15 protein-coding genes are annotated in these 14,702 nt (G+C 60.2%); 5 read left to right on the top strand and 10 right to left on the bottom strand.

What is annotated here, in order from left to right; genetic code table 11:
• Positions 1 to 40: 40 nt before the first annotated feature.
• Complete coding sequence (locus JOE33_RS09030; protein WP_003365454.1) at positions 41 to 307, bottom strand: YebG family protein; 267 nt, start codon at positions 305 to 307, stop codon at positions 41 to 43.
• A gap of 411 nt (positions 308 to 718) precedes the next feature.
• On the opposite strand from JOE33_RS09030, the gene JOE33_RS09025 reads away from it, so the two are divergent.
• Complete coding sequence (locus JOE33_RS09025) at positions 719 to 1,207, top strand: phosphate-starvation-inducible PsiE family protein (protein WP_010437603.1); 489 nt, start codon at positions 719 to 721, stop codon at positions 1,205 to 1,207.
• A 62-nt stretch (positions 1,208 to 1,269) separates the two neighbouring features.
• Here JOE33_RS09025 and JOE33_RS09020 read toward each other — a convergent pair whose 3' ends face one another.
• From JOE33_RS09020 to JOE33_RS08995, 6 genes are all read right to left on the bottom strand, one after another.
• Complete coding sequence (locus JOE33_RS09020; protein WP_010437601.1) at positions 1,270 to 1,602, bottom strand: YXWGXW repeat-containing protein; 333 nt, start codon at positions 1,600 to 1,602, stop codon at positions 1,270 to 1,272.
• Between the two features lie 263 nt (positions 1,603 to 1,865).
• The gene (locus tag JOE33_RS09015) at positions 1,866 to 2,198 is read right to left on the bottom strand and encodes a DUF3509 domain-containing protein (protein ID WP_025991111.1); all 333 of its coding nucleotides are present in this window, start codon (positions 2,196 to 2,198) and stop codon (positions 1,866 to 1,868) included.
• An 847-nt stretch (positions 2,199 to 3,045) separates the two neighbouring features.
• Positions 3,046 to 3,474: an HPF/RaiA family ribosome-associated protein gene (locus JOE33_RS09010; RefSeq protein WP_010437598.1), complete on the bottom strand. Its 429-nt coding sequence runs from the start codon at positions 3,472 to 3,474 to the stop codon at positions 3,046 to 3,048.
• Between the two features lie 272 nt (positions 3,475 to 3,746).
• Complete coding sequence (gene fecA / locus JOE33_RS09005) at positions 3,747 to 6,095, bottom strand: TonB-dependent Fe(3+) dicitrate receptor FecA (RefSeq protein ID WP_187625152.1); 2,349 nt, start codon at positions 6,093 to 6,095, stop codon at positions 3,747 to 3,749.
• Positions 6,096 to 6,813: 718 nt separating this feature from the next.
• Entirely contained in the window at positions 6,814 to 7,791 is a 978-nt protein-coding gene (locus JOE33_RS09000; RefSeq protein WP_096125178.1) for a FecR family protein, read from the bottom strand.
• Entirely contained in the window at positions 7,788 to 8,291 is a 504-nt protein-coding gene (locus tag JOE33_RS08995; RefSeq protein WP_010435518.1) for a sigma-70 family RNA polymerase sigma factor, read from the bottom strand. The genes JOE33_RS09000 and JOE33_RS08995 overlap by 4 nt, the downstream gene beginning before the upstream one ends.
• Positions 8,292 to 8,491: 200 nt before the next feature.
• Between JOE33_RS08995 and JOE33_RS08990 the strand changes: the two genes are divergently transcribed.
• The 3 genes from JOE33_RS08990 to JOE33_RS08980 are packed head-to-tail and all read left to right on the top strand — an operon-like array spanning position 8,492 to position 10,733.
• Positions 8,492 to 8,836, top strand: a complete 345-nt coding sequence (locus JOE33_RS08990) for a DUF3649 domain-containing protein (RefSeq protein ID WP_010435515.1) — start codon at positions 8,492 to 8,494, stop codon at positions 8,834 to 8,836.
• A gap of 20 nt (positions 8,837 to 8,856) precedes the next feature.
• Positions 8,857 to 10,401 carry a PepSY domain-containing protein gene (locus tag JOE33_RS08985; RefSeq protein WP_187625185.1) on the top strand — a complete coding sequence of 515 codons (1,545 nt, stop codon included), beginning with the start codon at positions 8,857 to 8,859 and terminating at the stop codon, positions 10,399 to 10,401.
• Entirely contained in the window at positions 10,401 to 10,733 is a 333-nt protein-coding gene (locus tag JOE33_RS08980; RefSeq protein WP_187625151.1) for a DUF3325 domain-containing protein, read from the top strand. The genes JOE33_RS08985 and JOE33_RS08980 overlap by 1 nt, the downstream gene beginning before the upstream one ends.
• On the opposite strand, the gene JOE33_RS08975 is transcribed toward JOE33_RS08980, so the two are convergent.
• Positions 10,722 to 11,597 carry an AraC family transcriptional regulator gene (locus JOE33_RS08975; protein ID WP_187625150.1) on the bottom strand — a complete coding sequence of 292 codons (876 nt, stop codon included), beginning with the start codon at positions 11,595 to 11,597 and terminating at the stop codon, positions 10,722 to 10,724. The two genes, JOE33_RS08980 and JOE33_RS08975, sit on opposite strands and share 12 nt — an antisense overlap.
• Before the next feature lie 136 nt (positions 11,598 to 11,733).
• Here JOE33_RS08975 and JOE33_RS08970 point away from each other — a divergent pair, with 136 nt between their 5' ends.
• Entirely contained in the window at positions 11,734 to 12,636 is a 903-nt protein-coding gene (locus JOE33_RS08970) for a DMT family transporter (RefSeq protein ID WP_010435504.1), read from the top strand.
• A gap of 46 nt (positions 12,637 to 12,682) precedes the next feature.
• Here JOE33_RS08970 and JOE33_RS08965 read toward each other — a convergent pair whose 3' ends face one another.
• A complete protein-coding gene (locus tag JOE33_RS08965; protein WP_010435500.1) occupies positions 12,683 to 13,657 on the bottom strand; it encodes a D-glycerate dehydrogenase in 975 nt (324 codons plus the stop codon).
• Positions 13,658 to 13,744: 87 nt separating this feature from the next.
• Positions 13,745 to 14,692, bottom strand: coding sequence for a LysR family transcriptional regulator (locus tag JOE33_RS08960; protein ID WP_002552240.1), 948 nt, complete (start codon positions 14,690 to 14,692; stop codon positions 13,745 to 13,747).
• Between the last annotated feature and the right edge of the window lie 10 nt (positions 14,693 to 14,702).

The raw sequence follows: 14,702 nt of genomic DNA, 5'->3' as shown, positions 1-14,702 counted from the left end.
GACCCCCTCGCAATGAGGGGAGTCGCAGCCCACAGCGGAATCAGTCTTTCGCCTCGGCCGGCTCCGACAGCTCGCTGAGCGCGGTCGCGTTGTTTTTGAAAGCCGCTGCGAACACGGCGCGATTCTTCGCCATGTAAATGCTCGCGTCCTCCGCATGCTTCTCCGAGATCCCCGGCACGTTCTTGATCAGGACGTCGGTGAGAAGCTCGGCCAGCTCGAGCATTTGGTCGTGCGCATCGGCGAGTTTACGGTCCACGAAAGTAGTCTCCAGATCGCGGGTACTGCGGTAAAGGGTTTCAACAGCCATTTTGGCCTCGTCGTCTTATCCAGTGTTGAAAGGGCTAGACCCGGACGTTCAGCGCTTTGTGCTCTGACCAGCGGGTATGCAAAGCATTGATCGTGCATGACCAGCGCGCCGGTCAGGTGTAGCGGGGCACTGCGTGAAGGCCTTTATGGAAGCTGACCTGCGACGCAACAGCGAAAGCGATTTCTCGATTACTGTGTTTTTATACAGTAAAAGCCATGTGCCAATCAAGCCCTGCCTGAATAGTGGCGTTTACGCATCTTTTTTGCGCCGCAAATGTGCCTTGCGACAACCCGCCGCGCTCTCAACCATAGCCTATGGCCCTGTTCCTGCTTTAAAAAGCAGGCCACAACGGTGTCACGAGTACCCGGCATCATCCGGTCGGCATAAACGAAGTTTCAGAGGTAACGCGTCATGGGAAACAAATGGGCAGTAAAGATAAGACACCGCGTGCATGCGCAGGCCGAGTCACTGGGCAATCTGTGTGTAGAGAGCTTCCACTTTCTCGCCCTGTTCGCGATCGGCGCAATCACTGCCTGGGCGTCAGTGGTCGCATTCCTGGGGATGGTCGAGAAAGGCAACGTCACGGTCGATGACATCCTGCTGCTGTTCATCTACCTCGAGCTGGGGGCGATGACCGGGATTTATTTCAAGACCAACCACATGCCCGTGCGCTTCCTGATCTATGTCGCGATCACTGCACTGACCCGCCTGCTGATTTCCGACGTGTCCCACCACAACCCACCGGATATCGGCATCATCTACCTGTGTGGCGGCATCCTGTTGCTGGCCTTTGCGATTCTGGTGGTGCGCTACGCGTCGTACAAATACCCGTCGGCGAAGATTCCCGATTCTTCCAGCGCCGTCAAAGGTGCAGTGACGGAAGAGAAGGGCGAAATCTGATCAAGGCAATGGCGGCATCTGTGCAAGATGCCGCCAGCACGCTGCTTACTAAAAGAAGGCAATCAGTTCAGCCAGACCCCGGCACGCCAGTGCCAGCCGTCACCAGCGCTTTCCCAGTGCGGATGCACATAGTGATAGCCGGGTCGTTCGGTTTCCCAGTGGCCATGTACCGGGACGAATCGCTGGCCGTTCCAGTGCCAGTAACCGCGTGCCCATACATAGCCTGGACGAGGGGCCGGTTCCACCTCGACCACGCGCTCCGGTGGCGGTTGCGGCGCGATCACTTCTTCGACGTATTCATGATGGACGTGCGGTCGTTCGTGGACCACACGCTCCTCGACACAGCCTGACGCTATCGCAAGTGATGCGATCAATACCCCATAACGTAAATACATGTTGCCTCCTCGGAATCAACCGCAGGTGCAGTGGCGCTGAACTCAGTGCTCAGTCGCTCGAATGTTTCTGCGCAAGGATTGTTGTAGCAGGATGTATCTGTACTTTTGCTGAAGAGGAGGGAGGGGGAATGATAGCGAAAGGCCGGTTCTACGGGGGGAGAAGCTCGTTCAAGCAGGCTGGAGAATATTGAAAGGCATCAACCTATTCTTGCTCTGTGCAGCGCCGACAACGGCACTGCACAGAAGGGAAGGGCAGGTGTGAATCAAACCCCGGCATTCACCGTTGCCTGACTCTGTGGCCACAGACCATTGGCCGGGACAGGCGTCTTTTTCAGGGTCGCGCCATCGGTCATCGCCGCAAGAATCTTGATCGCGCTGTCGCCACGTTCGATGGCGATGCCGAATTGCACGCTTTCTATCAGCTTGCGCAGGCGTTGTGGGTCATTGCGTTGGGCGGCGCTGATCAAGCGCTTCGCAACGACTCCGCGTTCGTTGGACAAGGTCAGCATGATACTGCCGTCCAGCCCTTGAATGCTCAGATTCACCCGATAGTCGGGGTGAAAAGTGTCCGTGATCATCTGAAAAGGATTGTCCATATCATTCACCTGCTCAATGGTCTGCATAAGTTGACCGGGTAGTAGTCCTTTTGGTTCTCGACGACTGATCAGCGGTTGCGTTACTCCTGCGCTGGCTGCTGACAGTGTTGCTGTCGTCTTTCGCGTTGATGAAAGGTTGCGTTTCGACAAGCTTTGCGGCATTTACAACATTGAGTCCGCGTCAGGAAGTAGCCGTCCTGTTGGCCAGCCTCGTGGCGCTTACTAGAGGACACTGCACGGTTCGGGCCATATTGCAGGGGCGATGCGCTGGAAACCGCCGAGCGGGAGCACTGCGAAGCCGCTTCGTGGGTTGCGTTGCAGCAAGACGAACCAGTCAATTCGGCTGAAAAAAGTGCTCTCCAAAACGGGCTGGAAACATGTCTCGCACATGGTCTGGTCCTCTCGCGGATGCAGTTGCGGTATGACTTTTTCGAATGATTGTCTGACACTCCGACAACCGAATCTTGACGTCAGAGATTCGTAAAGACGGGGTCGAAACCGTACTCGTCCACTGTCCAGGTTCTGGTGTTGAGCGTCGTGCGGCGGAGCGGCGAGAAGAGTGTTGAGCGGTTGCCGGTATGGAGGGCTGACCCGCCCGTTCATGGAGGGGAGCGGCATGATTTTTTGCTCGCTGATGGCTGTCAGGCGCAGCGCTCAGGCTGTTCGGCGCAAGATGTTAAATTCGATGGACGGCACGCGGCGATCAAAATGGCTGCGAGGCGAGCGATGGGTCAAGGTGGCCAAAGCTGTGCAGCGACCGTTTGTGGTGCGCTTGTCGGCCCATCGCAACAAAAAGGGCGAACCGTTGCCGGTTCGCCCTTTTCTTGCAAAACGTGTCAGTGAAGCATCAGGTCAGACGAGCGGCTTCTTTCTCCTGCTCTTTTTCCAGAAATTCTTCTTCGAGCAGCGCGTCCGGGCTGACCGGATCTTCATCCTGTTCGACGATGGTCGGTGCGGCGCCTCGTTTGCCGCGCAGTTTACCGAACAGATGCTCGAGGGCATGATCGAGTTTTACAGCAGCGCCATCCACAGCCTGATCTACCGTATCAGCCTTGTGGGAAACAGAAATGGGTTGGTGTCCTTTGGGGCGAGCTTCCATCTGGCACTTGATGTCGTGCGGGCCAGGCTTGTCGCCGTTCTCGTCGCGGATGTGGACTTCCACGCGGGTCAGGTTTTCATCGTAATGTTCGAGCGTGCTTTCAACGGTGGTACGAACCCACTCCTCCAGTCGGATACTGCTTTCGATGTGATTATCGCTATTGACCTGGATTTGCATAGTTAATCCTTATTAGGGCTTGCTCGTGCGAGGCTGGACTGCATGATTCCTCTCGGAATCGTTTTCGTTTGCGCTCATTCACAGTGTTGGCGGCAATGGCCTGACAATTCAACCCCAATGTGTAAGAAATATTTCGCAGCAAAAAATGGCTGCCTTGGCGCGAGGCTGCGAATCAGGAGCGGACGCAGAGCGTCCGGAACGGCATTCCCATGCAGAGCGCGAGGAACGAGAGGTGTCCGGGAGAACACTGCTCTCGCTCTTGCGCCCGAAAACTAGAACGCGACCGACGTCTGTACGTAAACGGTGCGCGGTTCGCCGACGTACTTGCCGCGGTTGTTGTCGTCGAACGAGCGGGTGTAGTACTGGCGGTTGAAGATGTTTTTCATCCCGACCGCTACGTTGAGGTCGGACAGTTGCGGTCCGAAATCGTAGTTGGCGCGGGTGCTGAACAGCATGTACCCGGGGATCTTGCCGGTGCTGCCGTCGGCGCTTTCAGCCGAGGTATTGGCGTTGTCGGCAAACTGATCGCTCTGGAAGGAGCTGTCGAAATTGAGCTTCCACGGCCCTTCGGTGTAGCTGACGCCCATCGTTCCCTTGTGCTTTGACGAGAACGGCACGCGATTGCCCTTGTTCGGGCCGTCTTCGCGAATCGTGGCGTCGACGAAGGCGTAGGTCGCGTAGATATCGTACCCGGCCAGCACCGGGCTCAGCCCCTCCAGCGCATAGTTGACGCTGGTCTCGATGCCCTGATGGCGCGTCTCGCCGCGTGCGATCACCGTGTCGTTGGTCTGGTTGCTGTCGTACTGGTTGTCGAAGTTGATCAGGAACGCGCCGATCTCGGCCCTCAGGTTGCCATTGTCGTAGCGTGTGCCCAGTTCCCAGGTGCGGGCTTTTTCCGGTTTGACTTCGTCACCGGTGACGCGGTTAGGCATCTGGCTGTACTGCACGCTGCCGAACGAGCCTTCGGTGTTGGCGTACAGATTCCAGGTGTCGGTCAGGTGATAAAGCACATTCAACGCGGGCAGCGCAGTGCTGTAGTCGCCCTGGTATCGGGCATTGGTCAGGTTGTTGTTCTGGGCGGTGTCGATCATCTCGTAGCGAACGCCCGGCGTGATGGTCCACTTGCCGATATCGATGCGGTCGTCGATGTAGAACGCATGCGCTTCGGTCGCGCCGCGTGTGTCGCGGTCGTTGCGGCTGGCGGTGGTCGGCAGGTTGCCGGTGACCGGCTCGCGGTAGCGCAGTTCGTGACCGGCCTCGTTGACGTAGCGGTAGCCAACGCCGACTTCATGCCAGGTTTCGCCCAGCGCAAAGCCTTGCGAGAATCGTGTTTCCAAGCCACGCACCCAGTATTCGCGAGGCGACAGGGAAACGAAGCTTCCCTGATCCAGATAGCCGCTGCGCAGGGTCTTGGTGAAAAACGTGTTGGCGGTGAAAACGCGCGCGTCCTGTTCGTAGCGATAGCCGAAGTTGAACATCGTGCGACGGCCCCAGAACTTGTCCTTCAAGCGTGTCGACTGGTACGGATCGGCATCGTAGTCCGCGACGCTGAGGCCACCTGGCATCTGCGCTTCGCCATCGTAGTATTGCGCCATGGCGTTAAGGCTGTTGGCGTCGTCGATCTGGTATTTACCCTTGAGGATCAGGTCGTCGATTTCGGTGTCGCTGTGCTCGCGCCAGTCTCCGCCGCGTACGCCGGAATACAGAACCGCGCCGCCCAGGCCGTTGTCCGCGGTGCCACCTGCCAGCAGGTTACCGGTGGTCTTGAAACCGTCGTGGCTGGAAGACGGGCTGGTCTCGGTTTGTATGCCGCCCTTGAGAGTTGGGGCATCGGGGATCGCGCGGGTCACGAAGTTGACGATGCCGCCCACGTTCTGCGGACCGTAACGGACTGCGCCACCGCCACGCACCACATCGACCGCGTCCATGTTGCCCATGCTGATCGGCGCAAACGACAGTTGCGGCTGGCCGTAGGGCGCGAATGGCACCGGGATACCGTCCATCAACACGGTAGAACGCGACGCCAGGCGTGGATTGAGGCCACGAATGCCGAAATTCAACGCCATGTCATGGCTGCCGGTGCCGTTGTTGTCCGGAGCATTGACGCCCGGAATACGATTGAGCACTTCACGCGCCGACGTCGCACCGACCCGCTCGAATTCCTCACGGCGAATCACGTCACGTGCGCCGGGATGTTCGAAAACGTTGGTTTGCTGCGCAGCGCCCAGCCAGTCACCGACCACCGTGGAAACCCCCAGCTCGATCGGCGCGCCAGCCGTATTTGCCGATTGCAGGGTGAAGCCGTTATTGCCATCGGCCATGGCCTGCAGGCCGGTGCCTTCGAGCAAGGCATTCAGGCCCTGCTCGGGTGTGTACTGACCTTCCAGGCCACGGCTTTTCAGGCCGCTGGTAATCTGCGAGCCATAGGAAATCAGCACGCCGGACTCACGACCGAACTGGTTCAGCGCCGCTTCAAGCTCGCTTGGCGCAATGTGATACACCTTGGGTGCGACCTCGGTGGCCTGCGCCATCGACAGGCTGCCGACCGAGAGGCTGGCGCCGAAAATGACATGGCGCAATGTGCGCACCAGCGGAGAAAGTTGAGTAGGGCGGGCTGACATGCGGGAGTCCTTTGACCGGAAGGTTGAGAGAGGCTTTCCCTGTCTGTCACGCGAGCATTGAAAAACGGCTCACGGATTTTGAAAATTTTTAACTGGCCAGTGCAAATCCACCTGACATCCAAAAAATGCTGTGTGACGCAGAGCGTCACGAACGGCATTCCCACGCGGAGCGTGGGAACGATAGTCAACTGCATGCCGACGCGGAGCGTCTGCACGATAGTCCAACCACGGTGGCACAGACGACGCAGAGTGCGACGTAAGTGACGGCTGAGCCCTGGCGCTGATCCGGGGCTAGCCTGGCAGGACGCCAGGCTAGCCGCACCGGGCCATGGATGGCCCGTTGCGGCGACCCCCGGATCAGTGACAGGGCGAAGGAACCCGACGAAGTCGGGCCGGAAACGGAGCGGGGACTTTGCTTACTTTGGTCCCTCAAAGTAAGGCGCCGTAAGGGCGCAAAGGTGACCGGAGCCAAACACCAATCCAACTAACATCGCAGAACCACTGTGTGACGCAGAGCGTCACGAAAGGCGTTCCCACGCGGAGCATGGGAACGATAGTCATCACTGATGTCACAGAACCGCTGTGTGACGCAGAGCGTCACGAACTGCATTCCCACGCTGAGTGGGAACGATAGTCAGCGTAGTCAGCCCTGTATTTCGGGCTCTCCAAGACGCGTATGTCCACGTGAGTACTGAAAAGTGGGAACGAGCAATCACGATCACACCCGCGCCTGCACGTTCACCCAATAGCGGGTGAAGCGTTGCACGCGCACCGGGAGGGCGAGTTCGAGCATGTCGAGGATGCGCTCGCTGTCGGCCAGCGGGTAGCTACCGGAAATCAGCAGGCTGGCAACCCTGGCATCGCAGTTCAGGCGACCGCGGCGGTAGCGGCTCAATTCTGCGAGAAAATCCGCCAGCCTCATGCGCGACGCCACCAGCATCCCGTCCGCCCAGGCGCCACTGCCAGCGTCCAGCGGACCAACCTTATCCCAGGCATCACGACTGAACGTCACTTGTTGACTGGCCTGCAGCATCAAACCGGGGCCGCTCTTGCCGGCAGGGGATATTTCAAGCGCTCCGGCAAATACTGCCAATTGCGTGCGCCCATTCAGTTGGCGCAGGTTGAAACGGCTGGCGCCTGTCGACGCCTTGACCGTACCTTCGGTGCTTAGCAGGTTCAGCGGGCGCGTGTCCGCCGAGGCAGTCATGAGGATTTCGCCCTGCAGCAGTTCGATCAGGCGCTGCTGTGCATCGAAACGCACATCCACTGCGCTGGCCGTATTCAACTGCACCTGACTGCCGTCGCTCAACGCCACCTTGCGCTGTTCGCCCACGCCACTGTCGTAGTCGGCCAGCAAAGGTTGCAGGGCGATCTGCTCGCGCAGGCTCCAGCCCGCTGCCGAGCCCGCACCGAGCAGCAACAGCAGTTTCAGCGCATGCCGACGGCTGGCGGACTTCGGCGCATTGAGTGCCGCATGCGCCAGCGGCGAGGACAGCCCGCTCAGGCGCTGATTGACCCGCTGCATGTGCGCCCATGCCCGCTGGTGCTCGGCGTTGCCATTGAGCCACAGCTGCCAGGCGTGCTGACGGCGGGCATCCAGCGTGCCTTCCTGTATTTCCAGCAGCCAGCCAACGGCCTGCTGTGCCACGGCAGGCGAGATGTCGGATTTGTTCAGGGAGTCACTGTTCGGATTCATAGGGCGAAATAGCAGCGCAGGGCGGCCTTGTTCAGGTGGCGCTTGACCGTGGCGATGGAAATCCCCAGTTCGACAGCGATGCTGCCATGACTCAGCCCATCGACCTGCGACAGCAGAAATGCCCGCTTGACCAGGGTTGGCAAGCCGTCCAGCAGTTGGTCGAGTTCGACCAGGGTTTCGAGAATGATCGCCCGCTCTTCTTCCGAAGGCGCCACGCTCTCCGGCAGTTCGGCCAGTGCCTGATAGTAGGCGTGCTCCAGGTCCTGACGCCGGTAGTGGTTGCACAGCACACGCTTGGCAATCGTTGTCAGGAAGGCTCGCGGCTCGACGATTTGCGGTGTATCGCGTGCGCCCAGCACTTTTATGAAGGTGTCCTGGGCCAGGTCCGCTGCGCTGTGCGGGCAGCCGAGCCTGCGTCGCAACCAGGTCGTCAGCCAGGCGTTGTGTGCCCTGTACAGGCCTTCGACAGTGTGATTGAGAGCGGAGTGGGCGACGGGCATCACGGGGAACAATCCACGGGGACTCATTGGTGGCGTGGATTCTGGCAGACTCTTTTGCGTATGAGAATATTTATCATTAATATTGCGGTTCATTTGTCCCGTCCGGGATGAATGGCGCATACCGCTGGCTTTCGTTGCGACCGCTTCCCGGTCGCCCAGGACCGGCTTCCCAGGTTTCATGAATCAATGAAGACCCTTTGATGGATGTCACCACTGCAAGCCGCCCGCTGCCGGAAAAACGCGCGGCAAAAGCCAGAACCAGTGGCGTGACGGCTGCCTATCGCCTTGCCATTGCCTCGCGGTCACTGGCTGCGGTATTTGCCGGTTACCTGCTGGCCTCGTTGTTCAGCACCTGCATCGCACAATGGCTGCCGATTACCCGTGCCGAGGCAGTAGTGACGGGCATGATGCTGTCGTTCCTCGCTTATCTGGGCGCGGTGCTCTGGTGTTTTGCCTGCCGCACGGCGCTGCAGGCATGGGTCGGGGTGCTGACGCCATCTGCATTGCTGGGGGCGGCCTATGCCTGCGGTCGGTGGTTGCTGTGAAGGAGGGGTTTCGCCAGTCGATGGCCTGGCTGCACACCTGGGTCGGTTTGCTGTTTGGCTGGCTGCTGTTCGCGATTTTTCTGACCGGCACGCTTTCCTATTTCAAGGACGAGATTACCCACTGGATGCAGCCGGAGATTCCGGTGCGCACCCTCGATGCAGGCACCAGCGTGCAACAGGCTCAGCATTACCTGCAAAGCCATGCGGCCGGGGCCACGCGCTGGTTCATCAGCCTGCCCGATCAGCGCACGCCAGGCCTGATGGTCGGCTGGCTGCCCGAAGGCAAGCAGGGCCAGCGCAACAACTTCGTGCGCAAGCTGCTCGATCCGCAAACCGGCAGCGAGGTGCAGGCGCGTGACACGCGCGGTGGCGATTTCTTCTACCGTTTTCACTATCAATTACAGATGCCTTATCCCTGGGGCCGCTGGCTGGCAACCAGCGCCGCGATGGTGATGCTGGTCGCGCTGATCACCGGCATCATCATTCACAAAAAGGTTTTCAAGGAGTTCTTCACCTTCCGTCCGCGCAAGGGCCAGCGTTCCTGGCTGGACGGGCATAACGCGCTGGGCGTGCTGGTGCTGCCGTTCCACCTGATGATCACCTACAGCAGTCTGGTGATCTTCATGTCGATGGTGATGCCCGCGAGCATCCTCAGCCAGTACGACACTGTTCAGGCTTTCTACAGTGAAGCCTATCCGTTTCCGGAAACGGTCAAGCGTGAAGGCACGGCTGCGCCGCTGGTGGCGCTTGCGCCGTTGGTCAATGCAGCGAATGCGAAATGGGACAGCGGCCAGGTCGGTCGGGTCATCGTCAACAATCCGGGAGACAGCAGCGCCTCGGTTTTGCTGACGCGTGACGACAAGGGCAGCATCGTGCCGGACCGGGGCGGGGCGCTGACGTTCAGCGGTGCCAGTGGCGAGCTGTTGAACGAAGTCCCCGAGCGCCCGCTGGCGCTGCTGATTTCCAGCGGGATGTACGGCCTGCACGTGGGCCATTTCGCCGAACCCTTGCTGCGCTGGCTGTACTTCATTTTCGGTGTCGCCGGGACTGCAATGATCGGCACCGGGTCGGTCATGTGGCTGGGCAAGCGTCAGCTCAAGCATGCAAAGGCCGGCGTGCTGCCATTGGAATTGCGTGTGGTCGAAGTGCTGAACATTGCCAGCATGTCCGGGTTGATGATTGCCGTGGCCAGCTTCTTCTGGGCCAATCGTTTGCTGCCGGGCGAATTCGCCGGGCGTGCCGATTGGGAGGTCAGCGTGTTCTTCACGTTTTGGGCCCTGTCAGTCATGCACGCTGTACTGCGCAAGGGGCGTCATGCATGGCGAGAGCAACTGGGGCTGGGCGCGCTGCTGTTCGCCGGTCTGCCGCTGCTCGATCTGCTGACCTGCGGTCGCTACCTGCTGGGTGCTTTGATGTCAGGACACTGGGTGCTGGTGGCTTTTGACCTGACGGCGCTGGTCACCGGGCTGTTTCTGGGCTGGGCGGCGCTGAAGTTCAAGGTTGCACCTGTCGCCGCTAAAGCCACGCGCGTCTCGTTGCCGGTCGTACCTCGGGAGACTCCCTGATGCTGCTGGCAGCCTTGCTGTGCTACGTGGGGTTCACATGCCTGTGCCTGTCCATGGCGCGCCATTACGGCGAACTGCTCAAGGGCCCATTGACCGTGCAGCGGCGTCGGGCGTTCAAGCTGGCCGGCTGGGGCGCGCTGTTGCTGTCGTCGTGGGCGGCGGTTGATGACCATGGCTGGATGATGGGGACGGTGCACTGGTTCGCTGCGCTGATGGGCAGTGCGGTGCTGCTGGTTGCGTTGCTGTCGTTCCGGCCGCGTTGGGTACTTGCGCTGGTGGGGTGCGGTGTGCTGCTGAGCCCGTTGGCAGCGGTGAGTCAGTTATTGGCCTAAGGCCGTCCTGTACTCACCAGGTGTCGCCCCCATGGCCTGACGAAAACGGTTGCTGAAATGGCTGGCGCTGGCGAAACCGCAGGCCAGCGCGATTTCGCCCAGCGGCTTGCCGGTACTGCGCAGCAACTGTCGCGCCTGCTCGATACGCCGCGCCAGCAGGTACTGGTGCGGCGGCAAACCGAAGCTTTCGCGAAACATGCGTGCGAAGTGGTATTCCGACAGCGCGCACAGGCCTGCCAGTTGGCCAAGGCTCAGCGGGTCGGCGAGATGCATTTCGATGAAGTCCACCAGATGCCGGCGCAGATGCGGCGCCAGGCCGCCCTTCAAACGCAGCCCGTCGCGCAGGCCCGCCTGGCTGAGCAGCGCGTGGCTGACCATCTCGTGCGCCAGGCTGCTGGTCAGCAGGCGCTCGCCGGGTTCTGCCCAGTTAAGGCGAATCAGTTGCCGGAAGCGTGCCGCTTGTGCGGGGTCTTCCAGGAAGGTGTTTTCCCGCAGCTGCATCTCGCGCGGCTCGCGATCCAGCAGGGTCACGCAGCCCAGCGCGAACTGTTCCGGGCTGAAATACAGATGCGCCAGACGGATCTCGCCATTCACTACCCAGGCGGACTCATGGCCGGCAGGCAATATGCACAGCTTGCCCGGCGCGCCTTTCTGGTCGGGTCTGCCGCGTCGGAAAGTCCCGGTACCGTCCTCGATATAGCACGACAGCGTATGGTGGGTCGGTGCGTGATACTCCTGCGAGTCATGCCGATTGTTCCACAGTGCCGCCACCAGACCGTCGCCCAGCGGCGCGCTCTGCTCCAGATTGGCATTGGGTGAACTGTTCAGGGCCTGAAAGACCTGGATGGATTCAATGGCGGGCATGACGATTCCTCTTGGATTTGTATCCTACTCGCTGGCGACGCCGCTGCCAGTAGCGCCTGAAGCAAATGCGCAAGATTGTGCAAGCGCTGGCAGGCCGGCACGCAGCAGACTGATGGCTCACCAAGGAGCCTGCACCATGAACCTCTCGCTTTATCTGCTGACCGTGCTGATCTGGGGCACCACCTGGATTGCCCTGAAACTTCAACTCGGCGATGTGGCGATTCCGGTATCGATCGTCTATCGCTTCGCCCTGGCAGCGTTGGTGCTGTTTGCATTCCTGTTGCTGAGCAAACGTCTGCAGCCGGTCAATCGTCGTGGCCAGTTGATTTGCCTGGCGCAGGGCGTGTGCCTGTTCTGCGTCAACTTCATGTGTTTCTACACGGCCAGCCAGTGGATACCCAGCGGCCTGATCGCCGTGGTGTTCTCGACCTCGACGCTGTGGAATGCGCTGAACGCACGGGTGTTCTTTCGCCAGAAAATCGCCGGCAATGTACTGGCCGGTGGCGCCATGGGTCTGATCGGTCTGGCCTGTCTGTTCTGGCCTGAGATGTCCGGGCATGGCGCGAGCCAGCAAACCCTCATCGGCCTGGGACTGGCCTTGCTGGGCACGCTGTGCTTTTCGGCGGGCAACATGCTGTCGAGCCTGCAGCAGAAAGCCGGGCTGCGTCCGCTGACCACCAATGCATGGGGCATGTTCTATGGGGCGACGATACTGGGTATGTATTGCCTGCTGAGCGGCACGCCGTTCACCTTCGAATGGAACACGCGCTATGTAGGCTCACTGCTGTTCCTGGTTATCCCCGGCTCGGTGATTGCGTTCACTGCCTACCTGACCCTGGTCGGGCGCATGGGCCCGGAGCGCGCGGCTTACTGCACGGTGCTGTTCCCGGTCGTGGCGCTGAATATTTCTGCCTGGGTGGAGGGCTATCAGTGGACCTCGGCTGCGCTGCTGGGTCTGCTGCTGGTGATGGTCGGCAATGTGCTGGTGTTCAGGAAGATCAGACCGGTTGCCGTCGTGATCGACGGCAAACTGGCCTGAATCGATGTTGACCGTTACTTTTCTGCAGATCGGCAGAGGTGCGGCCTCAGCCTTTCCACACCTGCGGATTGACCAGATCCTGCGGTCGTTCGCCGAGCAGTGCGCTGCGCAGGTTGCCGTAGGCGCGGTCGGCCATGGCCTGGCGGGTTTCGGTGGTGGCTGAGCCGATGTGCGGCAGGGTCACTGCGTTCTTGAGCTGGAACAGCGGCGATTCGCTCAGCGGTTCTTTTTCGTAGACGTCCAGACCGGCACCGCGAATGGTGCCGTTCTGCAGCGCCTCGATCAGCGCGGGTTCGTCGACGATCGGGCCGCGGGCGATGTTGACCAGGATTGCGCCTGGCTTCATCAGGCTCAACTCGCGGCGGCCGATCAAGTGTTTGGTCTTTTCACTCAACGGCACGACCAGGCAGACGAAATCCGCCTCGGCCAGCAATTGATCCAGGCTACGAAACTGTGCGCCCAGTTCCTGTTCGAGTTCGGTCTTGCGGCTGTTGCCGCTGTACAGAATCGGCATGTTGAAGCCCAGACGACCGCGCCGGGCAATGGCTGCGCCGATATTGCCCATGCCGACGATACCCAGCGTCTTGCCATGCACATCGGTGCCGAAGTGCGGCGGTTCAATGCTGCGCGTCCACTGTCCGGCCTTGGTATAGGCGTCCAGTTCGGCTACTCGACGGGCGCTGCTCATGATCAGCGAGAAGCCCAGGTCAGCAGTGCTTTCGGTCAGTACATCCGGCGTGTTGGTCAGCAGAATGCCGCGCTCGCTCAGGTAGTCGACGTCGTAGTTGTCGTAACCCACCGAGATGCTGGACACCACCTCCAGCTTGGTGGCGTTCTGCAGTTGTTCGCGACCCAGCTTGCGGCCTGCGCCGATCAGCCCGTGGGATTCAGGCAAGGCTTCTGCAAACTGGGCGTTGATATCACCCTGCTTGGGGTTGGGCACGATCACGTTGAAGTCTTGCGCCAGGCGCTCGGCCATTTCAGGAGAAACACGGCTGAAGGCGAGTACGGTTTTTTTCATTGGGCAGTCACTCTCGAGCGGTTGAATGAGTAGCACGCTAACATTCCTCCCCGCTCTTTGGCAGCCGCTTTTTGCAGTTGTACGATGTCAGAACGATGACTTGAGGGCCTGCACATGCAGATCGGCTTCATCGGCAGCGAGAATTTCCGGCAGGGACCCGCGCAGGTATTCAACCCAGGTTCTGATCTTCGCATCCAGATACTGGCGTGACGGGTAGATGGCGTACAGGTTCAGCTCCTGCGAACGGTAATCGGACAACACGCGCACCAACGTGCCGTTGCGCAGCCCCTCGATCGCCGAGTAGATCGGCAGGATGCCAATCCCCATGCCGCTGGAAATCGCAGTCTTCATCGCATCCGCAGAGTTGACCAGCAGCGGCGAGCTGTTGATGGTGACCATCTCCTGACCTTCCGGGCCATCGAACAGCCATTTGTCCAGCGGGAATACCGGGCTCACCAGACGCAGACACGCATGATTCAGCAGGTCGGCAGGCTTGTGCGCCATGCCGAACGTTTTGACGTACTCGGGGGACGCGCAGACGATGCTGTAGGTAATGCCCAGGCGCTGAGACACAAAACCCGAGTCGGCCAGTTCGCTGGCGAGCACGATCGACACGTCATAGCCCTCTTCCAGCAAGTCCGGCACGCGGTGGGTCATGGTCAGGTCGAACGCCACGTCCGGGTGGTTGCGTCGGTAACGTGCGATGGCGTCGATCACATAATGCTGGCCGACGCCGGGCATGGAATGCACCTTGAGCTGCCCGGCCGGGCGGGCATGGGCGTCGCTGGCTTCGGCCTCGGCTTCTTCTACCGAGGCGAGAATCTGCTCGCAGCGCAACAGATAACGCTTGCCTGCTTCGGTGAGAGCAATGCGGCGAGTGGTGCGATTGAGCAGGCGCGTCTGTAAATGCGCTTCAAGGTTGGAGACCGCACGCGAGACGTTGGCGGTGGTGGTATCCAGCACGGCGGCGGCAGCAGTGAAGCTGCCCGCTTGCGCCACGCAGCTGAAGGCACGCATGTTTTGCAGGGTGTCCATGGGTACTTCT

The organism is Pseudomonas sp. PvP027 (assembly GCF_017833005.1).
Taxonomy (GTDB): domain Bacteria; phylum Pseudomonadota; class Gammaproteobacteria; order Pseudomonadales; family Pseudomonadaceae; genus Aquipseudomonas; species Aquipseudomonas congelans.
The sequence above is the reverse complement of the archived record's forward strand: the minus strand, read 5'-3'. Positions and strand labels throughout refer to the sequence as shown.